We start from the raw sequence: 23,399 nt of genomic DNA on the forward strand, positions 1-23,399 counted from the left end.
TCACCTCTGTTTTCCTGTGCGTAACATTCTCATTATAGTATAGTGATTAACCCCAGTCAAAAGCATTTCAATCCCAGCTTTAAAAGCCTCCTCTGCTATACTGGGAATCGAGGAGGGATATTGTTGCTGAAATCCATACATCATATTGCAATCATATGTTCAGATTACGAAAAGTCGAAAGCTTTCTACGTACATAAGCTTGGTTTTCAGGTGATTCAAGAAACGTACCGCGAAGAGCGCGGCTCCTATAAGCTTGATTTGTCGCTTAACGGCTCGTATGCCATTGAACTGTTCTCGTTTCCCGACCCGCCCGAACGCCAAACCCAGCCTGAAGCTGCAGGCCTGCGTCACCTCGCCTTTACAGTCAGCAGCTTGGATGAGGCGGTTCAGGCGCTTCATGAAAAAGGAATCGAAACAGAGCCGATCAGAAAAGATCCGCTGACCGGCAAGCGTTTCACCTTCTTTTTTGATCCTGACCAGCTTCCATTAGAACTGTATGAACAATAATATTTTTTGAAGAAAAAAAGGAGATACCCACTTTCTTTGCCGAATCTTTTCTTGTTTTGTCTAACGGGAAGGGAACCGCATTCTATGGTCGAATACCTAGCTAAAAAGGAGGTATGGGATCATGAATACAAATATGGTAGCAAGTGAACTCGGCGTCTCCGCAAAAACGGTGCAGCGGTGGGTGAAGCAGCTGAATCTCCCGGCCGAACGCAATGAGCTCGGACATTATTCGTTCACGGCAGAAGACGTGAAGGTTCTAAAATCTGTTCAAAAACAAATCTCTGAAGGCACGGCGATTCAAGATATTCATCTGCCGAAAAGCGCTAAAAAGCGCACAGGCTTCCTTGTCCAAAAAACAAATGGCGACACAGAACGAAGAATCGAGCAGCTTGAACAAAAGCTGGACACCCTTTTACAGCAAAGGCAGGACGAAAACGAACTGATAGCAAGGATTTCGGAGCTGGAACGCCAGCTGAAACAAAAAGCCGATGAAGGTGTATCTTACCAGCTGCTTCAGCACCGCAGAGAAATTGATGATATTCTTGCAGACCTGCAATCACTGACCTCACAAATGAAAGAATTCACCGCTCAGCCGATCCCCGAGACTGCTGCTGCTTCTGAAAAAAACAAAACAAGAAAAAAACCGCTGCTGTCACTGTTCAAATTTCAAACCTAAAGCAAAAAGCTCCCCGTAAAGGGAGCTTTTTTTGTTACGCAGTAAGCGCGATAATGATTGGAAGTGAAATCAAAGACAGAATCGCACTGACCACAAACGCAGTCGCAGTTTCTTCTTCTTGTTTCTCGAAACGAGTCGCAATCATGGCTGCAACGGCAGAACCAGGGAATGCAACAAGAAGGATCGCTTTTGTCATTTGGTCAGCTGGAAGTCCGACTGCAAGAGCAATCAGGAACATTAACGCAGGCTGAACCGCAACTTTTAGTAACGCAATACCGATAGCCGGCATACTGAGTTTAATTTTACGAATACCAACGGTAACACCGACAGCAAAGAGAGCAACACCAGATGTTGTGCTTCCAAGCTGATCGAGCATTTTAACACCCAGCTCAGGAAGAGTGAAGTTGAACACCAACACTAAGATCATACTGATTAACGGAGCAGCTGCAAGCGGCTCACAAAGACCATGCAGGATTGATTTTCCTGTCATCTTCCAGAAGCTGTCGCCGCCCTCTTCGTTTTTCTTAGAAGTCTCACCTACAGTAGCAACAATGATCGCGAGCGGATCAAGAATAGCGTTTACCACGATACCTGTGACCGCGATCGGAATCGCAACTTCATTCGCTCCGAATAAGCTTCCCAATACAGGAATACCCATAAACGCAAATGTCGGCTGTGCAGAGTTCAAAGAAAATACAGATGAGTTCGTTAAATCATACTTGAAAATAAATCTGCAAACCAAAAGAATGATGATGTAGAAACCAACAATCCCAATAATTAAAGAAATCATTAAAGGAACTTGTGATAAAAATTCACTTCTGGAAGTTGTCAAAATACCAGCGATAAAGTGAGCTGGAAGTGCGTATTTCGTTACTAACGTACTTACCCCTTTTGCCGACTTGGCATCATAACTTCCAAAATGTCCTGCAAACCAACCCAGCACGATAACAAAGAAGATCGGCGCCAGGAGGATTAAGATATCTAAGATGCTCAAAATATTCTCCTCCAAATCCTATGTCCGTATACTTTAGCTTTACAAAAAGCTTTCCCTCGGACAGAAAAATTTACTCGCTAATTATTTCGCGATGATTTTTTTGTATTCCGGTGTCCACATTGCATCAAGAACCGCTTGTTTCACATCTTCAGGCTGACGATTTGCCACGCCATCTTTAATTGCTGCTTCAGCAACGGCAATCGCAACTTGAATAGAAACCTCTTGAAGCTTATCAATGCTTGGAAGCAACCCTGCTCCGGGTGTTTCAAGATCAACCATTTCAGCAATCGCATCAGCAGTTGCAGCAAACATAGCAGGCGTAATGATACGCGCTTCAGCTACAATTGAACCAAGTCCAAGACCAGGGAACGCGAATGCGTTGTTAGATTGTCCGATTTCATAAGAAACACCGTTGTATTCTACATTGTCAAATGGGCTTCCTGTTGCAATAAGCACTTTTCCGTCAGTCCATTTGAACAGGTCTTCAGGAACTGCTTCAGCAAGGTGAGTCGGGTTAGACATCGGCATGATAACCGGACGGTCTACGTGAGATGCCATTTCTTTTACAATTTCCTCTGTGAACGCACCTGAAACCCCTGAAGTGCCAATCAAGATCGTTGGTTTCGCTTGGCGAACCACTTCATCGAATGGAATTTGACCTTTTTCATCGCGCTTCCAGTCTTTCACTTCATCCGCATTGCGAAGGTAAGGTTTTTGGAAATCAAGGATGCCTTCGATGTCTTCAGTCAGCAAGCCTCTGTAATCAAGTGTGTAGAAACGTTTGTTAGCTTCTTCTTCAGACAATCCGGCAAGCACCATTGTGTCACGGATTTGGTCAGCAATACCGATACCGGCAGAACCAGCACCGAAAATAACAACACGCTGATCTTTAATAGAAGCGCCTGTTTTCTTCATAGCGGCAAGCACACCAGCAAGTGTAATCGCGCCAGTACCTTGAATATCATCATTAAATGTCAGGATTTCATGATTGTATTTCTTCATGATATTGCGTGCATTTTTGTTGCCAAGGTCTTCCCAGTGAAGAAGCGCTTTAGGGAAGAATTTCAATGCAGCTTTTACATATGCGTCAATGAAAGCTTCATAGCGTTCACCTTGAACACGTTCATGCTTGTTCCCAATATATAAAGGATCGTTTAGAAGTTTTTCGTTGTTCGTACCGACATCAAGCACAACCGGGATAACACGGCTAGGGTCAATACCAGCTGCAGCAGTGTAAACAGCTAATTTACCGATTGCGATGTTAATACCGCCTACACCCCAGTCACCGATACCGAGAATGCTTTCAGAGTCAGTAGCAACGATAAGATCAATATCGCCTGCTGTCGCATGAAGGTTTTCAAACGCTTTTTCAATACCGTCAATGTTGTCGATTGACAAGTAGATTCCTTGAGGTCTTCTATATTCATGGCTGTACTCCTGAATCGCTTCACCAACTGTTGGTGTGTACACAACAGGAAGCATTTCGCGAAGATGGTTTTGCAGCAATTTATAGAAAAGAACTTCATTGCGGTTTGCAAGATCACTTAAGTAAACATTTTGACGAAGGCGGTCAGGCTGCGCTTGGAACTGCTCGTACGCGCGTTGTGCTTGTTGATCAAGAGAAAGTACAGTTGGCGGAAGAAGCCCTTCTAAGCCAAGTTCTTGTCTTTCTTCTAGTGAAAAAGCAACGCCTTTATTTAAAGTAGGAATAGATAAAACTTCTTTTCCTCTAAGAGTTGTTTCTAAGTGCCCTTCTTTGGTTTTTTTTATGTTATTCAAGCAAATCTCCTTCTTTCTTGAAATAGTTAACCAAGTTAAGTAATAACCCATCTAAAATATGACCGATCATGATCTTTATGCGACTTTGTGACAATTATTCGAACAATGTCTCAAAACTATTTACATTACGTAAGCTATTGTATGCCTGTCAAAATCAAAATTCAAGGGAAGAAAATTACTTAATTTTTTAATATACTTAATTAAATTTTTTAATTGAATATTATCAGAATATAAAAAAAACACCGGTGTTTTCAGCCGGTGCTTTCTATCTTTATACCCATGTTTTGGACTATTTTTTAGATTTTCCTGGGACTTCGTGATGATGTCTGCATCTGGCTTCATACGATTCAGAGGCACCAACCAAAATGACCGGATCATCGTAAGAAGCAGGTTTGCCGTCAATGAGGCGCTGTGTTCTGCTCGCCGGTGATCCGCAGACAGAACAAACGGCTTGCAGCTTTGTCACACTTTCTGCAATCGCCATAATATTCGGCACGACGCCGAACGGCTCTCCCCTAAAATCCATATCGAGGCCCGCTGCTATCACACGGTAGCCTTTGTCGGCAAGAGATGATAAAACCTCAACAATTTCCTGATCAAAAAACTGCACTTCATCAACCGCAATCACATCTGTACTTTCACTGATGTGATCCCAAATGTCAGCAGCAGACGAAATGGCGTAGCTCGTCATTGATGTTCCATTATGGGAGACAACAGCAGCTTCGCTGTATCGATTATCAATCACAGGCTTAAATACCCTGACTTCCTGCTTGGCGTAAGTCGCTCTCTTCACTCTTCTGATCAGCTCTTCAGATTTACCCGAGAACATGCTGCCGCAAATCAGCTCAAGCCACCCGCTTTGTTTCATTATGTACATAGGCTTCGCTCCCCTCTCTCTGCCAGCTGTGCTTTAGACAATATAAAAAACAGGCAAGATTGCTTCTTGCCTGTTGAGAAATCTATTATTACTTAAGACCGTATTTTTTGTTAAAGCGATCAACACGACCATCAGCAGAAGCGAATTTTTGACGACCAGTGTAGAATGGGTGGCATTCAGAGCAAATCTCAACGCGTACCTCTTCTTTTACTGAGCCTGTTTCAAATTCATTTCCGCAAGCGCATTTAACTGTTGCTTTTTTGAAATTAGGATGAATTCCTGCTTTCATTGTATCCATCTCCTTCCGCCCTGAATCCCGTGTGGAAACAGAGTTATTATTTCGGAGCGTTGTCCGAAACGCATATGAGAAAATTATATCAGTGATTTACTTCTTTTGCAAATACAATTTACCTTCTTGCAGATGATAGATTTGCCTGTTTCCATTCTTGATTGAGAATATCGAAAAATTCCTGGTTTGTTTTGGTCTTTTTCATTTTTCTCATGAATTTTTCGGCGAAATCAGGTGAATCAGACATCGTTTTGCGGATCGACCATAGACGATCAAGATGCTCTTTAGGCACAAGCAGCTCTTCTTTGCGCGTTCCAGAACGGCGGATATCAATGGCAGGGAAGATGCGGCGCTCTGCCAGAGAGCGGTCAAGGTGAAGCTCCATGTTGCCTGTTCCCTTGAATTCCTCATAAATGACATCATCCATACGTGATCCTGTATCAACAAGAGCCGTAGCAAGGATGGTTAAGCTGCCGCCTTCTTCGATATTTCTCGCAGCCCCGAAGAAGCGTTTCGGACGGTGGAACGCCGCTGGGTCAATCCCCCCAGAGAGCGTTCTTCCGCTTGGCGGAATCACTAAGTTGTAGGCGCGGGCAAGCCGAGTGATACTATCCATCAGGATGATGACGTCTTTTTTATGTTCAACGAGACGCATCGCGCGCTCAAGCACAAGCTCGGCCACTTTGATATGGTTTTCCGGCACTTCATCAAACGTTGAGCTGACGACATCCCCAGCTACAGAACGCTCGATATCGGTTACTTCCTCAGGTCTTTCATCAATTAAAAGCACGATTAGCTCTGCTTCAGGCTGGTTCGCTGTAATGCTGTTGGCAATTTCCTTCAGCAGCATCGTTTTTCCGGCTTTCGGCGGCGCCACAATCAATCCGCGCTGTCCAAATCCGACCGGCGCCATCATGTCCATAATTCTTGTAGACAAGAAGTTCGGCTTTGTTTCAAGCACCATTTGGCGATCTGGATAAAGTGGCGTAAGAGCAGGGAAATGCACACGCTCTTTTGCTGATTCGGGATCATCCCCGTTCACTGCTTCAACGTGCAAAAGTCCATAGTAACGTTCATTTTCTTTTGGCGGGCGAACCTTGCCGGATACTTTGTCTCCGTTCCGCAAATCGAAACGGCGGATTTGTGAAGCTGAGATGTAAATATCTTCTGAGCTTGGAGAGTAGTTGATCGGTCTCAGGAAGCCGAAACCTTCAGACTGGATGATCTCAAGAACGCCTTCCATAAACAACAGGTCTTCCTGTTCTGCATTCGCTTTCAGAATGGCGAAAATGAGTTCTTTTTTTGTCAGTTTACTGTAATAGGAGATTTTATAATGTCTTGCAAGTTCATAAAGCTCTTTCAATTTCATATTTTCCAATGAGGAAATAGATACGTCTTTCATAAAAACACCACGCTTTTCATAGTCAATATCTTACTCTGAACATGTCATCTGCTGCTTTTGCACAACATCCGCCAAAGCACATTCTTTTTTTAACATAAAGGAACTTCTATCGGTAACACTTCCACCCATGATCGGCGCTTTTGTTAAAAGGATTGTCTTAATGAGTTTTGAAGGAAGCGAGGACAAAAACATGAGAAGATCAATACTTATATCGTCTGTATGCGGTAGAAATTGAAACTTTCCTAGTGCTTAAAAGAAGGTATTACGCAGTAAAATTCGCAGCACTCTTTATTTTTACCTTATTTCAAAAAATTATTCAACTGAAATAAGGTTTTGACATGGAATTGATAGAGTTGACGCTTTTCTGCAAAAGTTAAAGCGGGCTCTCACCCGCTTTTTCTGTTTGTTATGGACGGATTACAAGATTTGGTTTCTTTTTCAAGCTGTGTCTGCCGTCAACGAAACGGACAGTGCCTGATTTTGCACGGATAACTAAGCTTTCAGTTGTTCCGACAGAGCCTTTAAATTGAACTCCTTTTAACAGCTCGCCGTCAGTAACCCCTGTAGCTGCAAAAATCGCGTCATCACCCTTCACAAGGTCTTCCATGCGAAGGACTTTGCTTAAATCAAGGCCCATTTTATGACAGCGTGTGATTTCTTCTTCGTTTTGCGGAAGAAGTTTACCAATGATTTCTCCGCCGAGCGCTTTTAGCGCGACAGCGGATAGCACCCCCTCAGGAGCGCCGCCTGATCCGAACAGGATGTCAACGCCCGTGTGGTCGAAAGCCGTGTTGATGGCGCCAGCGACATCGCCGTCATTGATCAATTTGATTCTGGCGCCGGCCTCACGAAGCTCGGAAATGATTTTTTCGTGTCTTTCACGGTTTAAAATGGTGGCAACGACGTCCTCAACGTCCTTGTTTTTTGCTTTTGCCACCGCTTTAAGGTTGTCAATGACAGGTGCTTCAATATCTATGCAGCCCACCGCCTCCGGACCGACTGCAATTTTTTGCATATACATGTCAGGAGCATTCAGCAGCGTGCCATGGTCTGCGACCGCGATCACCGTCAGCGCGTTCCAGCCGCCGCTTGCTAAGATGTTTGTGCCTTCAAGAGGGTCAACTGCGACATCAACGCGCGGGCCGTACCCGTTTCCGAGTTTTTCCCCGATATACAGCATTGGCGCTTCGTCCATTTCTCCCTCACCGATTACAACGGTCCCTTTCATCGGCACTGTATCAAAAACGTCTCTCATTGCACTTGTTGCCGCTTCATCAGCCTCGTCCTTTTTTCCCCGGCCCATCCATCTCGCCGATGCTAATGCCGCAGCTTCGGTTACACGTACCAATTCCATTGATAAACTTCTTTCCATTTCAACACGATCTCCTCTCACAAGAAACCATTATGAATTTTGAAGCTGTTCTATTTCTTCGTCTGTCATTCTTTCACGCCAAATTGTCGCTCCAAGCCCCTCAAGCTTCTTCTCAAGGCTGCTGTAGCCTCGGTCAATATGCTCCAGTCCCGTAATTTCCGTGACGCCGTCAGCCATCAGTCCGGCTACCACCAAGCAGGCTCCGGCACGAAGATCGCTCGCCTTCACTTTTGCGCCTTGAAGCTCGACAGGACCTGTGATGATGGCGGATCTGCCTTCTACTTTCATATTGGCACCCATCCGTCTCAGCTCATCAATGTGCTTGAATCTTGCCGAGTAGATGGTGTCTGTAACGACGCTTGTCCCTTTCGCTCTTGTCAGAAGCGCCGTCATCGGCTGCTGTAAATCCGTCGGAAACCCTGGATATACGAGGGTTTTGACGTCAACCGGCTTTAAGTTCTTCTGCCCGCCGACAATAAGAAGCTGATCGTCGCTTGTTTCGATATGATAGCCCATTTCTCTCAGCTTTGCCGTTAACGACTCAAGATGAGTGGGAATAACGTTATCGATAATGACTTCCTTGCCCATTGCAGCGCCCGCAATCATAAATGTCCCGGCCTCAATTCTGTCCGGTATGATCGTATGCTTGCAGCCGTGCAGTTCCTGAACGCCGTCGATTCGGATCACATTGGTGCCCGCGCCTTTGATTTTGGCGCCCATGCTTGTAAGCAATGTCGCGACGTCAATAATCTCTGGCTCTTTGGCAGCGTTTTCGATAATCGTTTTCCCTTCTGCCAAAACAGCGGCGAGCATAATGTTAATCGTTGCTCCTACGCTTACGACATCTAAATAAATCCGTGCGCCTCTCAGCCTTTCAGCTCGCAAATAAATGGCGCCTTGTTCATTGGTTACTTCAGCTCCGAGCGCCTCAAAGCCTTTGATATGCTGATCAATCGGGCGGGGCCCTAAGTGACAGCCGCCAGGCAATCCAATGACTGCTTGCTTGAAGCGGCCTAGCATCGCCCCCATTAAATAATACGACGCGCGAAGCTTTTTTACTTTCCCGTTAGGAAGCGGCATGCTGATCATCGATGTAGGGTCAACAACCATTTCCCCATTCTCAAAATGCACGTTGCCGCCGATTTCCTTTAACAGGTCACGCAGCGTTTCAATATCTGAAATCTCTGGAAGCCCTTCAATTGTCACCTCGGAATTTGCCAAAATGGTTGCAGGTATTAACGCAACAGCGCTGTTTTTAGCGCCACTGATATGTACTGTACCGTTTAACGAGTCACCGCCGGCAATATTCAACTTTTCCATGATAGTCTCCTTCCATAAGAAGATAGCTGCGGAGCTAAATAAAATGTCATTTTATTCTGTCTCTGCAAATAAAGCTCATGTCCAAAATCTAGCCAATTCGAAGAGAAAGAATACAACACATTGTAAAATATCAGGAAGAAAATAGCGAAGCTTTGCGGGGCACAGGTTTCAAAAGTTGCACAGAGACCCGCCGGCTCAAGAGACATCGTCTTCATCCGGCAAAAGCAGTACGCAAACCCTTCATTCCGATATCAGCTTCTGCAGCCCAATGATTCCTTCTCTGTAAAGCGGCGTCAGCATCTGAAGGTCCGCTGTATCAGGTCGGTGAAAAACAAAGGCCGCGGCAAACAGGCATAAAGCTGTTTGCCGCCCCTTTCATTATTTGTTCCAGTCTGCCAGGAATTGTTCGATTCCTTTGTCTGTTAACGGGTGTTTAGTGAGCGCATGAATGACTTTCAGCGGCATTGTGCCGATGTGAGCCCCTCTTAAAGCGGCTTCTGTCACGTGCTGCGGGTGGCGGATAGACGCTGCAATGATTTGCGTGTCAAGTCCGTGAATGTCAAAAATCTGTTTAACTTCTGAAATCAGGTCAAGTCCATTGTGGCCGATGTCATCTAAACGTCCCAGGAATGGAGATACATACGTCGCCCCCGCTCTTGCAGCAAGAAGCGCCTGGTTGGCATTGAAGATCAATGTAACGTTTGTTTTGATGCCTAAGTCAGTAAGTGCTCTCACCGCTTTTAAACCGTCAGACGTCATTGGAATTTTGACCGTAATGTTCGGAGCGATTTTCGCCAGTTCTTTTCCTTCCTCGATCATTTCCTCAGCTTTCAAAGAAATAACCTCTGCGCTTACAGACCCTTTCACGACGTCTGTGATCTCGCGAAGACGGTCGTGGAATGATACGTTAGCTTCCTTTGCTACTAAACTAGGGTTCGTCGTTACACCGGCGAGAATTCCTAATTCATTCGCTTCTTTAATTTCATCGATATTGGCTGTATCAACAAAGAATAACATTTTCAAAAAGCCTCCCTGATTAAGAAATTTTCTGAACTGTGAAATATGATTGCGCTTTCTATAGATAGACGGAAAACCGCCTGTCAAGCTGTCAGGCGGCTATAAAAAGTTCCAATTGAATTAAGCTTGGTTTGAAGAACCAAATTCACGCATTTTACCGATAACTGTTTCTTTGATCGCTTCACGAGCTGGTCCAAGATATTTACGTGGATCGTACTCGTCAGGCTTAGCTGCCAATGTTTCACGAACAGCTTTTGCAGAAGAAATTTGGTTTTCAGTATTCACGTTGATTTTAGCTGTACCAAGTGAAATTGATTTTTTGATGTCAGCAGTCGGAATTCCAGTACCGCCGTGAAGAACTAGCGGAAGACCAGTTGATTTCCCGATTTCTTCCATTTCTTTGAAGCCAAGGTTTGGTTCGCCTTTGTAAGGGCCGTGAACAGAACCTAATGCAGGTGCAAGGCAGTCGATGCCAGTGCGCTCAACAAGCTCTTGGCACTCTTTAGGGTCAGCGTAGATTACGCCTTCAGCGATAACGTCATCTTCTTGTCCGCCGACTGTTCCAAGCTCAGCTTCTACAGATACTCCGTGGAAATGAGCAAGCTCAACAACTTTAGCAGTTGTTGCTACGTTTTCTTCAAATGGATGGTGAGAAGCGTCGATCATTACAGATGTGAAACCTGCATGAATCGCTTTCGCACAAGATTCAAAGCTTGAACCGTGGTCTAAGTGAATCGCAACAGGAACTGTCACTTTGTACTCTTCCATAAGTGCTTTTACCATAGCAACGACTGTTTTGAAGCCGCCCATGTAGCGTCCCGCACCTTCGGAAACACCAAGGATCACTGGAGATTTTTCTTCTTCAGCTGCTTGTAAAATCGCTTGAGTAAACTCAAGGTTGTTTAAGTTAAATTGTCCTACAGCGTACCCTTTTTCTTTAGCTGTATTCAACATTTCCGTCATAGAAACTAAAGGCATGTCGAATGTCCTCCTTATGTAGCCTGATTGTCTTCTAGCGAAAAAAGCTTTCCACCCTAGCATGACCCATATATTGCTGTCATATGTAAATACTCAGATCGCTTTTTCTCCATAACTAGGATACCAACTTTTCGACAAATCGGCAACACAATGACATCATTCATTTGTTTCTTCTTTTTGTCAGTTAGACTTCAGGGGCAGATATTTTTTGACAGCGTCTCTGATTTCGTCGATGTCAAACGGCTTTGCAAAGTGCGTTAGAGCGCCCAATTCCTTTGATTCCTGGATCATGTCGAGCTCTCCGTATGCCGTCATGATAATGACCCGGATGTTTTCGTCAATGACCTTCATCCGTTTTAGGATTTCGATTCCGTCCATGCCGGGAATTTTCATGTCTAAAAGCACAAGATCTGGCCGTTCTTTTGTCACAATGTCAAGCGCCTGCAGGCCGTTTGCAGCCTGAAACGTCTGGTAGCCTTCTTTATTGAACACTTCATTAAGCAAAATACGAATGCCGTATTGATCATCAACGATTAAAATTTTTTCATTCATCATTTTACACCCCAATATTATGATTTTCGTCAAAAGTAAGCAGTAGTGTATGTATTCTGTTTGATTTTCCTATTTCCTTTAATTATAATAGTCTACTTTACGACATTTTCTGAGCATTTTCTCTTTTGTTGTATACTGATATTGTACGTTATAAAGGAGGATTCACTTATGTTGAAAATATTTACGACGCAGTTAACAGGTATTTTTTCCCGCATTCAGGATAAGGAATCTGACGCGATTGAAGATGGGGCGCGGCTGCTTGCTCAAGCGGTGATCAGCGGGCATTCCATTTATTTATACGGAGCGAATGAGCTTCAGGGCGTCTTTTATGAGGCCACTGAAAGCAAAGAACCCTTTCCATCTGTCAAAGCCTTTCCGGAAAGCGCTGAAGAAGTGACAGAAAGCGACAGGGTGCTGATGTTTTGCTCGGGGCCGGGCACAGCCGAAGAGCAGGCGCTCGCAAAAGAGCTGTATGAAAAAGGCGCGGGAGTCGTATGCGTTTCGCCCGCAGCCAAAGATAGCGCGGGAATAGAACAGTATTGTGATGTGCATATTGATTCTAAATTAAAAATGCCGCTTGTTCCCGATGAAGACGGCACCCGTTACGGATTTCCCTCTTTAATGACGGCACTGTATGTCTATCACGCTTTATCGTTTACCCTAAAAGAAATTCTGCAAGAGTATGCATAATATCTTATTGTACATGCTTGATCTTGCCGGAAACAAATAAAAAAGACTTGCCCGCTTTTGACAAACGGCAAGTCTTTTTTTGTTACTTCTGATTCGCAGCTTCGACAGACGCTCCGATAAAGCCTTTAAATAGAGGCTGAGGTCTTGTCGGTCTTGACTTGAACTCTGGGTGGAACTGAGAAGCCACGAACCAAGGGTGGTCTTTCAGCTCGATGATTTCAACAAGGCGTCCGTCAGGGCTTGTGCCTGAGAATACGAAGCCTTGCTCTTCCATTTGCTGTCTGAATTCATTGTTAAACTCATAGCGATGGCGGTGGCGCTCGTACACCACTTCATCCTGATACACTTCAAAGGCTTTCGTGCCTTCTTCAAGCTTACAAGGGTAAAGGCCGAGACGAAGCGTTCCTCCGAGATCCTCAACATCCTTCTGTTCAGGAAGAAGGTCAATGATCGGGTATTGAGTTGACGGATCAATTTCCGCTGAGTGAGCGCCTTTTAAGCCCAATACGTTTCGTGCGTATTCAATAGACGCCACCTGCATGCCCAAGCAAATGCCCAAGAACGGAATATTGTTTTCGCGCGCGTATTTTGTTGCGACGATTTTGCCTTCAACACCGCGGTCTCCGAATCCGCCCGGCACAATGATGCCGTCAGTTCCGCTTGTGAGTTCTGCGATATTGTTTTCTGTCACTTCTTCCGCGTTGATCCATTTCACTTTTACATCTGTGTCAAACGCATAGCCCGCATGGCGAAGGGACTCGACAACAGAAATGTATGCGTCAGGAAGCTCAACGTATTTGCCGACAAGGCCGATTGTAATCGTTTGAGACAGGTTGCTGACCTTGTTAACAAGCTCTTTCCACTCGGACATTTCCGCTTCTTCGCATGCCAATTTCATGTGCTCGCAAACAAGCTTATCAAGCCCTTGTTTTTGAAGCTCAAGCGGAATGGAGTAGAGGTTGTCCGCATCTTCACATTCAATAACCGCTTTTGTATCAATGTCGCAGAATAGCGCGATTTTATCTTTCATATCTTGAGAAATCGGCATTTCTGTACGAACGACGATGATGTTTGGCTGAATGCCCAAGCTGCGCAATTCTTTTACGCTGTGCTGTGTCGGTTTTGTTTTTAATTCCCCAGCAGCTTTAATGTAAGGGACAAGCGTACAGTGGATGTACATTACGTTTTCACGGCCGATGTCGCTCTTCATTTGGCGGATTGCTTCAAGGAATGGCAATGATTCGATGTCTCCGACAGTACCGCCGATTTCTGTAATAACGACATCTGCGTTTGTCTCTTTTCCTGCGCGGTAAACACGGTCTTTCAATTCGTTTGTGATGTGCGGGATGACCTGTACGGTTCCGCCAAGGTAATCTCCGCGGCGTTCTTTTTTAAGAACTGTTGAATAGATTTTACCTGTTGTCACGTTGCTGAATTTATTCAGGTTGATGTCGATAAAACGCTCATAGTGACCAAGGTCCAAGTCTGTTTCAGCGCCGTCATCCGTTACGAATACTTCACCGTGCTGGTACGGGCTCATTGTTCCCGGGTCAACATTGATGTATGGATCGAATTTTTGAATCGTCACGTTCAGTCCGCGGTTTTTCAGCAAACGTCCTAATGAAGCTGCTACAATACCCTTTCCAAGTGAGGATACAACTCCCCCGGTTACAAAAATATATTTCGTCATTTCGTTTGCTCCTCTCTTCGCTCTTAGCTACATTTTTAAAATGTACTATTTTATAAAAAATCATTTAGCCTTTTAAATGATTTATAAGAAAAATGAGGGGTGAAAATAAGAAAGCTCCCTTTCAATTTCTTGAAAGGGAGCATAACGTACTATGTTCTCTCTTCGTTTTTGAAGAGCCCAAAATACATACTACCTAGTTCGACTATGAAAGTCAAGATCGTTTTGAAGATGAAATCTGATACTATTTAATTTCCTCTTCTTCATCATCATAGTCTTCATCATCTTCATCAACAATATCTTCTTCGATCTCAAGATCGTCGTCGTCTTCGTCAAGATCTTCATCGTCAAAATCGTCGGCTTCAAGATCGAGTTCTTCCTCAACTTCATCCAAATCAAGGTCGTCTTCGTCGATCTCTTCAAACTCGTCAAGATCAAGATCTTCTTCGACTGCTTTCTTCGCTTTTTTCTTTTTCGCCTTGACTGTCGGCTGTGTTTCTTCGTCAAGCTGATCATAGGGATACCAGCTGCGAAGCCCCCACGTCTGGTCAGAAAGCGCCAGGAAGCGGCCGTCAATGTTTAAATCTGTATAAAATTGAGCGATGCGGTCTCCAAGCTCTTCTTTTTTCACGCCGAGCAAAGATGCAATTTCATTTAAAAGCTCCTGAAAAGGAACTGGTTTTTTATGTTCTTCAAATAATTCGTGAGCGATTTCAACTAAAGCCATTTCCTTTAGCTCTTCCTGTGAATATTGTTTGATACCCAAGGTCGGACACTCCCTTTCTATTACTTATATGTATCTGTTTTATCAATAATGAAAGCGATTTTGTATCGTTCTTATACAAACCATACCTCTCATTATAAACAAAATAAAACAGAATATGCTACCCTTAACAGCGTTAATTTAAATAATTTTACAAGAGTGATCCGACTGAGAGATGTTTTCCGTTAATCCGCGAGCATTCTGGAGATGACAAGTCTTTGAATTTCTTGAGTGCCTTCATAGATTTGCGTGATTTTCGCATCACGCATATAACGTTCTACTGGGTAATCTTTTGTATAGCCGTAGCCGCCGAAAATCTGCACGGCTTCAGTCGTCACCTTCATCGCCGTATCTCCAGCCATCAGTTTGGACATGGCGGAAGCTTTTCCATATGGAAGGCCTGATGATTCTAACCATGCAGCCTGATAGGTCAGTAGCCTTGAAGCTTCTATCATTGTAGCCATATCCGCGAGTTTAAAAGCGATGCCCTGCTGCTCAGCGATCGCTTTTCCGAATTGCTTTCGCTCTTTTGCATATTGAAGCGCCGCATCAAGCGCCCCTTGAGCGATACCTACGGCTTGTGCGGCAATGCCGTTTCTGCCTCCGTCAAGCGTCTGCATCGCGATTTTGAAGCCTTCTCCTTCTTCTCCGAGACGGTTTGATGCAGGGACTACACAATCTTCGAACATGATTTCCGTTGTCGGTGAAGAACGGATGCCCAGCTTCTTTTCTTTCTTGCCTGTAAAAAATCCTTCAAAATCCTTTTCTACTATAAAAGCGGTAATGCCTTTTTTCTTTTTCTCGGGATCGGTGACTGCAAAAACAATATAAATATCAGCAACACCGCCGTTTGTGATAAACACTTTTGAACCATTTAACACATAGTCATCGCCGATTCGTTCAGCAGTTGTTTTCATGCCGCCGGCGTCAGAGCCGGACCCTGGTTCGGTCAAAGCGAATGCGCCGATTTTCTCTCCTAGGGCCAGCTGTGTTAAGTACTCTGTCTTCTGTTCCTCCGTCCCAAAGGCAAACAGCGGCCAGCTGCAAAGAGAGATATGGGCGGAAAGCGTCACACCGGTGGAGGCGCACACTTTTGACAGCTCCTCCACCGCGATGACGTAGGCCAAATCATCACTCCCGATTCCACCGTAATCTTCAGGCCACGGAATACCCGTCAGCCCCAGATTTGCCATTTCCCGAAACAGATCGCGATCGAAGCGTTCTTGTTCGTCTCGTTCTGCCGCTGTCGGAGCCACCTCATGCTTCGCAAAATCGCGCACCAATTTTCGTATCATCTCGTGTTCTTCTGATAATGAAAAATTCATTGCTTCTCCCCCATTTTCAGATCAGCGCCTAAAACGGATTGAGCCAGAAGCTCGACGACATCGTATGTTTTGACTTGGTCTTCGGCTTCCATCGCCTTTGTGCCGTCCCCAAGCATCGTGAGACAGTACGGACAGCCGGAACTGATCACCGATGGGTTGACCGCTAGCGCTTGCTCAGTCCTGGCGACGTTAATCCTGTTACCCGTTTCTTCCTCCATCCACATTAATCCCCCGCCGGCTCCGCAGCACATGCCGGTTTCCCGGTTCCTCTCCATTTCAATCAGCTGCACGCCCGGAATGGCTTTCAAAATCTCTCTCGGCGGATCATAGACTTCATTGTACCGGCCCAAATAGCACGAATCATGGAAGGTAATCGTCTCATGAAGCGGGTGCTGCGGCTTTAACTTTCCATTTTTCACAAGCTCGGCCAGCACTTCTGTATGATGATAAACCTCGCCTTCAAATCCGAAATCCGGATACTCGTTTTTAAATAAATTGTATGCATGGGGATCGATCGTAACGATTTTTTTGACATCATTTTTTTCAAATTCAGAAATATTCTTCTCAGCCAGCTCTTGGAACAAAAATTCATTTCCGAGGCGGCGCGGCGTGTCTCCTGAATTTTTTTCTTTATTGCCGAGGATCGCGAAGGACACGCCTGCGTGATTGAGCAGCTTGGCAAAGGAAATCGCGATTTTCTGGCTTCTGTTGTCGTAGGACCCCATGGAACCAACCCAGAAAAGGTACTCAAATTCTTTTCCTTCTTTTTTCATTTCTTTCACGGTCGGTATCTCAGCATCCGGCGCCGCGTCACGCCAGTTTTCGCGTTCCTTGCGGTTAAGTCCCCACGGATTTCCCTGCCGCTCGATACTAGTCATCGCGCGCTGGGCGTCACTGTCCATTTTTCCTTCAGTCAGTACGAGGTAGCGGCGGAGGTCGATGATTTTATCCACGTGCTCATTCATGACCGGGCATTGATCCTCACAGTTTCGGCAAGTGGTGCATGCCCAAATTTCTTCCTCTGTGATGACGTCGCCGATCAAGCTTGGATTGTAATCCAGCGCTGCTGCGGCTTCCTGCGATCCGCTGCCCGCTGACGCTGCCGCCAGCTGATTGCCTCTCGTATGTTGGAACGCTGCCGCGGGCACCCATGGCGAGCGCGAGGTGACGGCGGCGCCTTTTTCCGTGAGATGGTCTCTGAGACGCAAAATCAAGTCCATCGGAGACAGCATTTTTCCGGTGCCTGTTGCAGGGCACATATTGGTGCAGCGGCCGCACTCGACACATGCGTACAAATCAAGCAGCTGGGACTGCCTGAAATCTTCAATTTTACCCGCTCCGTAGCTTTCTTTCGTTTCGTCGGTAAAATCTATTTTTTCAAGTTTTCCGGCAGATTCCATTCGATTGAAAAAGACATTTGCCGGGCCGGCGATTAAATGGGCATGCTTCGACTGAGGCACGTACACTAAAAAGCTAAGCAAGAACAGAAGATGGATCCACCATGCGATATAGAAAATCACTGCCGCACCTGTTTTCCCGACTCCGCTAAGCATAAACGCAATACCTGAAGCAATTGGCTCGCTCCAAGAAAGCCCATGCTCATGCCAGATCAGATTCATCCCATTCCCAAGCAGAACGGTCAGCATTAAACCTCCGATGAAAATCAGAACGAGTCCGGCTTTGAAATTGCGTTTCAGCCTCACGAGCTTTTCGATATAACGTCTGTAGAATGCCCATCCCACAGCAATTAAAATGAGAAACGTAACGATTTCCTGAAAAAAGGTGAAAGCGGGATAGACCGGTCCAAGCGGCAGATTACGGCCAGGAGCCAGTCCTTTGATGATAAAGTCAATCGCTCCGAACTGAACCAAAATAAATCCATAGAAAAACATGACGTGAATAATACCGCTTTTCTTGTCCTTAAGCAGTTTTTCCTGTCCGAATACATTCACCCATATGGCGCGAAGCCGTTCCTTGAACCGTTGATCAAATTGTTCTTTCTGGCCGAGCTTGATGTAGGCCAGTCTCGTTTTGACCAAGTACACAAACAAATAGACAGCGTAAGCGGTTACAATCAAAAATAATAATGCATTTGCGATGAGAAAGCCGCTCATTCCAATTCCCCCTTTTTACTGGATAAAGACCGCGATCCCCTACCCCCGAATCTGTATAAGATTACCTTTATGATAAATAATGAATGAGTGTTCAGTCAATAATTAAATTCCCGCTGTTCGGGCACACTACCTTTACTACGGAAAGGAGTGCCGGTATGAAGGTATTTATCGTGATTATGATCATTGTCGTTATTTTTTTTGCTTTGATTCTGCTTGATATCTTCATGGGCCGTGCCGGATACAGAAAGAAGGCGTACGAGCCTGTTTTTTCAAAAAAGAAGAGTGACATCGAATTGATCCACTGCGGATCTGATCTCGTTGAGCGGATGATGAAGGATATTCGCCAGGCCGCCTCTTCTGTTCACATGATGTTTTTTATTATGAAAAATGATGAGGTCAGCCACAATATGTATACCCTGCTGAAAACAAAAGCCCAGGCTGGCGTCTCCGTTTATTTGCTTCTGGATTGGGCGGGTTGCCGGGCAATTAAAAAAACGGCGCTGCAGACGATGAAAAATGCCGGCGTCCATGTCCATGTGATGAATCGTCCCCGTTTTCCTTTTTTCTTTTTTCACATGCAAAAGCGGAATCACCGGAAGATTACGGTGATAGACGGAAAAATCGGTTATATCGGCGGGTTTAACATCGCCGAAGAATATCTTGGAAAGAAGGCGAAGTTCGGCAATTGGGAGGATTATCATCTGCGTATAAAGGGTGAAGGCGTACATGATCTTCAAACGCTTTTTGCTTCCGATCTAAAACGAAATACCGGAATCACATTGGGTTCGGATGTTTGGCCAAAGCTTCAGCAAGGGAATATTTCTCACAAGATCTATGCGACCGACGGTTATTCCCTTGAAAACATATACTTGGCCAATATCGCCCAAGCGAAGAATCGCCTTACGGTTTGCACGCCTTATTACATTCCATCAAAACCGCTCCAAGAGGCCCTCCTCAATGCAAGAAAAAACGGCGTATCCGTGAGAATCATTGTACCGATGAAATCAGACCATCCGCTGGTGAGAGAAGCGGCTTTTACGTATTATTCGGAGCTCTTGGATGCCGGCTGTCTTATTTATCGTTATTATCAAGGGTTTTATCATGTAAAAGCTGTCATCATAGACGACCATCTCAGCATAATCGGAACAGCCAACTTCGATAAACGAAGCCTGTTTTTAAATGAAGAGGTGAATGTCGAAATTGATGACGAAGCGTTTACAAGTGAAGTCTATGCCACGATTGAGGAGGATATGAAAAAGTCGGAGCTGCTGACGATGGAGGATTTCAGCAAGCGCACATTCAGGCAGCGACCGGCGGAATGGCTCGGCAAGGCGTTATCTTATTTCTTATAAAGGAGAGTTCCTATGATTTTCAGATTCGGGTTCGTTTCAAATGCGATGAGCCTTTGGGATGCGTCTCCCGCTAAAACATTGACATTCGCGCGTTATTCAAAGCTTTCAAAGACTGAAAGAAAAGAAGCGCTTCTGACTGTGACAAAAGCCAATTTACGCAATACGATGAGAACCCTTCACTATATCATCGGACACGGCATTCCTTTGTACCGTTTTTCCAGTTCGATTGTGCCGCTGGCTACGCACCCCGAGGTGATGTGGGATTTTGTAACACCATTTCAAAAAGAGTTTCGGGAGATTGGAGAGCTTGTGAAAACACATCAACTGCGAACAAGCTTTCATCCAAACCAATTCACTCTGTTTACGAGCCCGAAGGAATCTGTCACAAACAATGCGGTAACCGATATGGCGTATCATTACCGTATGCTTGAAGCCATGGGCATTGCTGATCGCTCCGTGATCAATATTCATATTGGCGGAGCTTACGGCAATAAAGACACCGCGACCGCACAATTTCATCACAATATAAAACAGCTGCCACAGGAGATCAAGCAGCGGATGACACTTGAAAATGATGATAAAACATATACGACGGAAGAAACGCTTCAGGTCTGTGAGCAGGAGGATGTTCCGTTCGTCTTTGACTTTCATCATTTTTACGCCAATCCAGATGATCACGCCGACCTGAATGAAGCGCTGCCCCGGATGATCAAAACGTGGGAGCGGATCGGCCTTCAGCCTAAGGTTCACTTGTCTTCCCCAAAATCGGAGCAAGCCATGCGCAGCCATGCCGATTATGTTGACGCCAACTTTTTGCTGCCGCTGTTGGAACGCTTTAGGCAATGGGGAACAAATATAGATTTCATGATCGAAGCAAAGCAGAAAGACAAGGCGCTTCTCCGCTTGATGGATGAATTAAGCTCCATCCGCGGTGTCAAACGCATCGGCGGCGGCGTGCTGCAATGGAAGTCATAAATGTGCAAAAACAGGTTTACGGCTTGCTCGCTCTGGGAACATAGGCTATATAAGACAACAATCGATGGAGGAGAAAGATCATGAAAAACATCAAGTCTCTGAAAGTAGCCGCACAGGCATTTACTTTAAGAAATTTGATTCATCTTTATAAGATGTGCCATTCCGGAAGTCACGAGGTTTATATTTACTCAAAGAAAACGATGTGCAAAATCAAAAGCTTAATTGAGCTTGAAACATTCCGCATGGCTCATAACGAAAAGGAATATCTGATCGTAGTGGAAGGAACAAAAGCGCCACAGCTGATTGAGAAATTCCAAAATCTCATCGAGCCTGCTGAAAGAGAAGCGCTTTAAATTTACATATAAAAAGGATAGACATCTTGTCTATCCTTTTTCTTATGATCTTACATAATGGAGCTGAACCGCTTGTCCAAATTGTTTCATCCCTTTTAGCCGCAGCTTTGTTTCGTTCGTTAGCTCTTGAAACAGCGGGATGCCGCTTCCTAACACAACGGGAATAACGGTGATGATGAATTCGTCGATGGCATCTTCTTTCATAAAGGCATTCACCAGCTCTGCCCCGCCAGCTATCCAGATGTTTAAGCCTTTTTCCTGTTTCAAACGGTCAGTGAAGGCTCTGGCTCCCTCATTGATAAACGTCACATGTTCATCCTGATAACTGTCGGGTGATCCTGTAAAAACATAGCAGGTTTTACCCTGATACGGGAAAACGGGGGTTAGCACTTTAACGTGCTCATATGTGCTCCGCCCTAAAATGACTGTATCAACAGTCTGATAAAAATCACTGTAGCCGTTGTCGCCTTCACCTTCAAATTCCTCCAGCCAATCGATGCTTCCATCTTCTCTTGCGATCATTCCGTCCAATGAAACAGCAATGTACAGCACATTTTTTCTGTCCATGTTCTCCCCCTATCGCTGCACCATTTGCCCGAATTGCGCTTGATGCAGCCTGCTGTATAGGCCTCCGGCTTCGATCAGGTCTTGATGACGGCCTTGTTCTTCAATCCCATTGTTTGTAACGACTACAATTCTGTCCGCGTCTTTGATTGTCGCCAGCCTGTGGGCGATGACGAGCGTCGTGCGCCCCTCGGACAACTCTTGAAGCGCCTTTTGGATCGCCGCTTCCGTTTCCGTATCAAGGGCTGAGGTGGCTTCGTCGAGAATCAGGATCGACGGATTTTTCAAGAACATCCGCGCAATTGACAAACGTTGTTTTTGTCCGCCGGAAAGCTTCACGCCGCGTTCGCCAATCATAGTATCCAATCCATCCGGCATGCTATGGACGAGATCTTCCAGATGCGCCTGCTTCACAGCCTGCCAAATGTCTTCTTCTGATGCGCCTAATCGGCCGTAGGCGATATTTTCTCTAAGCGTACCCGCGAATAAGAAAACGTCCTGCTGTACGACGCCAATTTGCCCGCGCAATGAAGAAAGCGTCATGTCTTTTATGCTGATGCCGTCAATTGTAATGTCGCCCTTCGATGCTTCATAAAAACGCGGAAGCAGGCTGCAAAGCGTTGATTTTCCCGCACCTGACGGACCGACGAACGCAACCGTTTCCCCCGCTTGAATGGATAGATTAATGTCATTGAGGACGTTGTGATGGTCATCATAGCCAAACGAAACATGTTCATAGCGGATATTGCCCTTCAGGCCGGAAACATCTCTCGCATCAGGTGAATCCTGAATATCCGGCTCGGTCTCCATGAGTTCCATATAGCTTTTGAAGCCGGCGATCCCCCTCGGATACATTTCAATAATGGCATTAATTTTGTCAATAGGCCTGAACAGCACATTCGTCAGGAGCACAAACGCCACAAATTCCCCGTACGATAAGGAGCCGCGAATAACAAACCACGTCCCGCACAAAAGGACAAACAGCGTGACAAACCTGGTCAGCATATAGCTGATTGAACCGTTTTTCGCCATGATTTTGTAGGAAGAAAGCTTTGTGACACGAAAACGCTGGTTGTTGACGGCGAAGCGTTCTTTTTCAAACGCTTCATTGCCGAACGCCTGCACAAGCCGGATCCCGCCGATATTATTTTCTACCCGCGCGCTGAAGTCCCCGATATCTTTGTTCAGTGTGGTAAATGCTTTGGTCATTTTTTTGTTGAAATAAAGCGCCAGCCAAATGACGATCGGCATAATGATAAACGTTAATAATGCCAGCTGCCAGTTAATAAAAAGCATCACTCCGAACGCACCGAGTATGGTCATGACGGCAATGAATAAGTCTTCCGGACCGTGATGGGCAACTTCACCGATATACATTAAATCGTTCGTCAGCTTCGACATCAGTGTTCCCGTCTTGTTGTTGTCGTAAAATTTAAACGGGAGCTTTTGCAAATGGTCAAAAAGCGACTTTCTCATATCCGTCTCGATATTAATTCCGAGCATGTGCCCCCAGTAGGTCACAATATACTGAAGAGCCGAGCTGAGCGCGTACACCGCAAATAAGCCGATTGAGGTCGCGATGATCAGCCCCCAGTCCCTGCCCGGCAGCAAGGTATCAATAAAATAATTGACGATCAAAGGAAAGCTAAGCTCCATTAAACCTCCCGCGATCGCTGAGAAAAAGTCGAGAAAGAACAACGTTTTATATGGTTTATAATATGAAAAAAATTGCCGCAGCACCCTATCTTCCCCCAATGTATAAATAACTGATAATATTTCTCAATTATACTATACACAGGCCGCTTTGAAAGAT

At 45.3% G+C, this 23,399-nt stretch carries 23 protein-coding genes; 6 read left to right on the forward strand and 17 right to left on the reverse strand.

Features of this window, described 5'->3' with window-relative positions:
- Positions 1-120 precede the first annotated feature (120 nt).
- Both gloA2 and racA read left to right on the forward strand, forming a co-directional pair.
- Entirely contained in the window at positions 121-507 is a 387-nt protein-coding gene (gloA2, locus tag MY9_RS18745; RefSeq protein WP_014665734.1) for an SMU1112c/YaeR family gloxylase I-like metalloprotein, read from the forward strand.
- Between the two features lie 121 nt (positions 508-628).
- A complete protein-coding gene (racA, locus tag MY9_RS18750; protein WP_014665735.1) occupies positions 629-1,183 on the forward strand; it encodes a chromosome-anchoring protein RacA in 555 nt (184 codons plus the stop codon).
- Positions 1,184-1,217: 34 nt separating this feature from the next.
- Here racA and MY9_RS18755 read toward each other — a convergent pair whose 3' ends face one another.
- The 11 genes from MY9_RS18755 to spo0F all read right to left on the reverse strand — a co-directional run bounded on the left by MY9_RS18755 (position 1,218) and on the right by spo0F (position 11,766).
- The gene (locus MY9_RS18755) at positions 1,218-2,177 is read right to left on the reverse strand and encodes an AEC family transporter (RefSeq protein WP_014478268.1); all 960 of its coding nucleotides are present in this window, start codon (positions 2,175-2,177) and stop codon (positions 1,218-1,220) included.
- Between the two features lie 81 nt (positions 2,178-2,258).
- Positions 2,259-3,956, reverse strand: a complete 1,698-nt coding sequence (malS, locus tag MY9_RS18760) for an oxaloacetate-decarboxylating malate dehydrogenase (RefSeq protein ID WP_040081540.1) — start codon at positions 3,954-3,956, stop codon at positions 2,259-2,261.
- A gap of 289 nt (positions 3,957-4,245) precedes the next feature.
- Positions 4,246-4,833 carry a thymidine kinase gene (locus tag MY9_RS18765; protein WP_014478269.1) on the reverse strand — a complete coding sequence of 196 codons (588 nt, stop codon included), beginning with the start codon at positions 4,831-4,833 and terminating at the stop codon, positions 4,246-4,248.
- A gap of 88 nt (positions 4,834-4,921) precedes the next feature.
- Positions 4,922-5,122 carry a 50S ribosomal protein L31 gene (gene rpmE, locus MY9_RS18770; protein WP_003151132.1) on the reverse strand — a complete coding sequence of 67 codons (201 nt, stop codon included), beginning with the start codon at positions 5,120-5,122 and terminating at the stop codon, positions 4,922-4,924.
- A 118-nt stretch (positions 5,123-5,240) separates the two neighbouring features.
- Complete coding sequence (gene rho, locus MY9_RS18775) at positions 5,241-6,524, reverse strand: transcription termination factor Rho (protein ID WP_003221939.1); 1,284 nt, start codon at positions 6,522-6,524, stop codon at positions 5,241-5,243.
- Positions 6,525-6,554: 30 nt separating this feature from the next.
- Positions 6,555-6,716 carry a hypothetical protein gene (locus MY9_RS21690; RefSeq protein WP_003227632.1) on the reverse strand — a complete coding sequence of 54 codons (162 nt, stop codon included), beginning with the start codon at positions 6,714-6,716 and terminating at the stop codon, positions 6,555-6,557.
- Between the two features lie 214 nt (positions 6,717-6,930).
- Entirely contained in the window at positions 6,931-7,896 is a 966-nt protein-coding gene (gene glpX, locus MY9_RS18785) for a class II fructose-bisphosphatase (protein ID WP_040081539.1), read from the reverse strand.
- A gap of 30 nt (positions 7,897-7,926) precedes the next feature.
- Positions 7,927-9,216 (reverse strand): UDP-N-acetylglucosamine 1-carboxyvinyltransferase, encoded by a 1,290-nt coding sequence (locus MY9_RS18790; protein WP_014665738.1) that lies wholly within the window; start codon positions 9,214-9,216, stop codon positions 7,927-7,929.
- A 378-nt stretch (positions 9,217-9,594) separates the two neighbouring features.
- Entirely contained in the window at positions 9,595-10,233 is a 639-nt protein-coding gene (fsa, locus tag MY9_RS18795) for a fructose-6-phosphate aldolase (protein WP_014665739.1), read from the reverse strand.
- A 120-nt stretch (positions 10,234-10,353) separates the two neighbouring features.
- The gene (locus MY9_RS18800) at positions 10,354-11,211 is read right to left on the reverse strand and encodes a class II fructose-bisphosphate aldolase (RefSeq protein ID WP_003243339.1); all 858 of its coding nucleotides are present in this window, start codon (positions 11,209-11,211) and stop codon (positions 10,354-10,356) included.
- Positions 11,212-11,391: 180 nt separating this feature from the next.
- Positions 11,392-11,766: a sporulation initiation phosphotransferase Spo0F gene (gene spo0F / locus MY9_RS18805; protein WP_003227621.1), complete on the reverse strand. Its 375-nt coding sequence runs from the start codon at positions 11,764-11,766 to the stop codon at positions 11,392-11,394.
- Positions 11,767-11,931: 165 nt separating this feature from the next.
- Between spo0F and MY9_RS18810 the strand changes: the two genes are divergently transcribed.
- Positions 11,932-12,453 carry a DUF2529 domain-containing protein gene (locus MY9_RS18810; RefSeq protein ID WP_014665740.1) on the forward strand — a complete coding sequence of 174 codons (522 nt, stop codon included), beginning with the start codon at positions 11,932-11,934 and terminating at the stop codon, positions 12,451-12,453.
- A gap of 82 nt (positions 12,454-12,535) precedes the next feature.
- Here the strand turns inward: MY9_RS18810 and pyrG are convergent, their stop codons facing one another.
- The 4 genes from pyrG to MY9_RS18830 form a co-directional block, all read right to left on the reverse strand.
- A complete protein-coding gene (gene pyrG, locus MY9_RS18815; protein WP_014665741.1) occupies positions 12,536-14,143 on the reverse strand; it encodes a glutamine hydrolyzing CTP synthase in 1,608 nt (535 codons plus the stop codon).
- 241 nt (positions 14,144-14,384) lie between these two features.
- Positions 14,385-14,906 (reverse strand): DNA-directed RNA polymerase subunit delta, encoded by a 522-nt coding sequence (rpoE, locus tag MY9_RS18820; protein ID WP_014665742.1) that lies wholly within the window; start codon positions 14,904-14,906, stop codon positions 14,385-14,387.
- Between the two features lie 182 nt (positions 14,907-15,088).
- Entirely contained in the window at positions 15,089-16,228 is a 1,140-nt protein-coding gene (gene acdA, locus MY9_RS18825) for an acyl-CoA dehydrogenase AcdA (protein WP_014665744.1), read from the reverse strand.
- On the reverse strand, positions 16,225-18,342 hold the full coding sequence (locus tag MY9_RS18830) for a heterodisulfide reductase-related iron-sulfur binding cluster (RefSeq protein WP_014665745.1): 2,118 nt from the start codon (positions 18,340-18,342) through the stop codon (positions 16,225-16,227). Before MY9_RS18830 ends, acdA begins: the two co-directional genes overlap by 4 nt.
- 155 nt (positions 18,343-18,497) lie before the next feature.
- Here MY9_RS18830 and cls point away from each other — a divergent pair, with 155 nt between their 5' ends.
- The 3 genes from cls to MY9_RS18845 all read left to right on the forward strand — a co-directional run bounded on the left by cls (position 18,498) and on the right by MY9_RS18845 (position 21,022).
- A complete protein-coding gene (cls, locus tag MY9_RS18835) occupies positions 18,498-19,694 on the forward strand; it encodes a cardiolipin synthase (RefSeq protein ID WP_014665746.1) in 1,197 nt (398 codons plus the stop codon).
- A 12-nt stretch (positions 19,695-19,706) separates the two neighbouring features.
- The gene (uvsE, locus tag MY9_RS18840; RefSeq protein WP_014665747.1) at positions 19,707-20,669 is read left to right on the forward strand and encodes a UV DNA damage repair endonuclease UvsE; all 963 of its coding nucleotides are present in this window, start codon (positions 19,707-19,709) and stop codon (positions 20,667-20,669) included.
- 80 nt (positions 20,670-20,749) lie between these two features.
- Entirely contained in the window at positions 20,750-21,022 is a 273-nt protein-coding gene (locus tag MY9_RS18845; protein ID WP_014665748.1) for a hypothetical protein, read from the forward strand.
- Positions 21,023-21,064: 42 nt separating this feature from the next.
- Here MY9_RS18845 and MY9_RS18850 read toward each other — a convergent pair whose 3' ends face one another.
- On the reverse strand, positions 21,065-21,589 hold the full coding sequence (locus MY9_RS18850; RefSeq protein WP_014665749.1) for a dihydrofolate reductase family protein: 525 nt from the start codon (positions 21,587-21,589) through the stop codon (positions 21,065-21,067).
- A gap of 9 nt (positions 21,590-21,598) precedes the next feature.
- Positions 21,599-23,326: an ABC transporter ATP-binding protein gene (locus MY9_RS18855; protein ID WP_014665750.1), complete on the reverse strand. Its 1,728-nt coding sequence runs from the start codon at positions 23,324-23,326 to the stop codon at positions 21,599-21,601.
- Positions 23,327-23,399: the final 73 nt, after the last annotated feature.

Source organism: Bacillus sp. JS, from assembly GCF_000259365.1.
Taxonomy (GTDB): domain Bacteria; phylum Bacillota; class Bacilli; order Bacillales; family Bacillaceae; genus Bacillus; species Bacillus stercoris.

Excerpts from the sequence above, each read along its gene's own strand:
- racA (WP_014665735.1), top strand. The coding sequence starts at position 629 with ATGAATACAAATATGGTAGCAAGTGAACTCGGCGTCTCCGCAAAAACG.
- MY9_RS18765 (WP_014478269.1), bottom strand. The coding sequence starts at position 4,833 with ATGTACATAATGAAACAAAGCGGGTGGCTTGAGCTGATTTGCGGCAGC.
- rpmE (WP_003151132.1), bottom strand. The coding sequence starts at position 5,122 with ATGAAAGCAGGAATTCATCCTAATTTCAAAAAAGCAACAGTTAAATGC.
- rho (WP_003221939.1), bottom strand. The coding sequence starts at position 6,524 with ATGAAAGACGTATCTATTTCCTCATTGGAAAATATGAAATTGAAAGAG.
- MY9_RS21690 (WP_003227632.1), bottom strand. The coding sequence starts at position 6,716 with ATGTTTTTGTCCTCGCTTCCTTCAAAACTCATTAAGACAATCCTTTTA.
- glpX (WP_040081539.1), bottom strand. The coding sequence starts at position 7,896 with ATGGAAAGAAGTTTATCAATGGAATTGGTACGTGTAACCGAAGCTGCG.
- MY9_RS18790 (WP_014665738.1), bottom strand. The coding sequence starts at position 9,216 with ATGGAAAAGTTGAATATTGCCGGCGGTGACTCGTTAAACGGTACAGTA.
- fsa (WP_014665739.1), bottom strand. The coding sequence starts at position 10,233 with ATGTTATTCTTTGTTGATACAGCCAATATCGATGAAATTAAAGAAGCG.
- MY9_RS18800 (WP_003243339.1), bottom strand. The coding sequence starts at position 11,211 with ATGCCTTTAGTTTCTATGACGGAAATGTTGAATACAGCTAAAGAAAAA.
- spo0F (WP_003227621.1), bottom strand. The coding sequence starts at position 11,766 with ATGATGAATGAAAAAATTTTAATCGTTGATGATCAATACGGCATTCGT.
- MY9_RS18810 (WP_014665740.1), top strand. The coding sequence starts at position 11,932 with ATGTTGAAAATATTTACGACGCAGTTAACAGGTATTTTTTCCCGCATT.
- pyrG (WP_014665741.1), bottom strand. The coding sequence starts at position 14,143 with ATGACGAAATATATTTTTGTAACCGGGGGAGTTGTATCCTCACTTGGA.
- acdA (WP_014665744.1), bottom strand. The coding sequence starts at position 16,228 with ATGAATTTTTCATTATCAGAAGAACACGAGATGATACGAAAATTGGTG.
- MY9_RS18830 (WP_014665745.1), bottom strand. The coding sequence starts at position 18,342 with ATGAGCGGCTTTCTCATCGCAAATGCATTATTATTTTTGATTGTAACC.
- cls (WP_014665746.1), top strand. The coding sequence starts at position 18,498 with ATGAAGGTATTTATCGTGATTATGATCATTGTCGTTATTTTTTTTGCT.
- uvsE (WP_014665747.1), top strand. The coding sequence starts at position 19,707 with ATGATTTTCAGATTCGGGTTCGTTTCAAATGCGATGAGCCTTTGGGAT.
- MY9_RS18845 (WP_014665748.1), top strand. The coding sequence starts at position 20,750 with ATGAAAAACATCAAGTCTCTGAAAGTAGCCGCACAGGCATTTACTTTA.
- MY9_RS18850 (WP_014665749.1), bottom strand. The coding sequence starts at position 21,589 with ATGGACAGAAAAAATGTGCTGTACATTGCTGTTTCATTGGACGGAATG.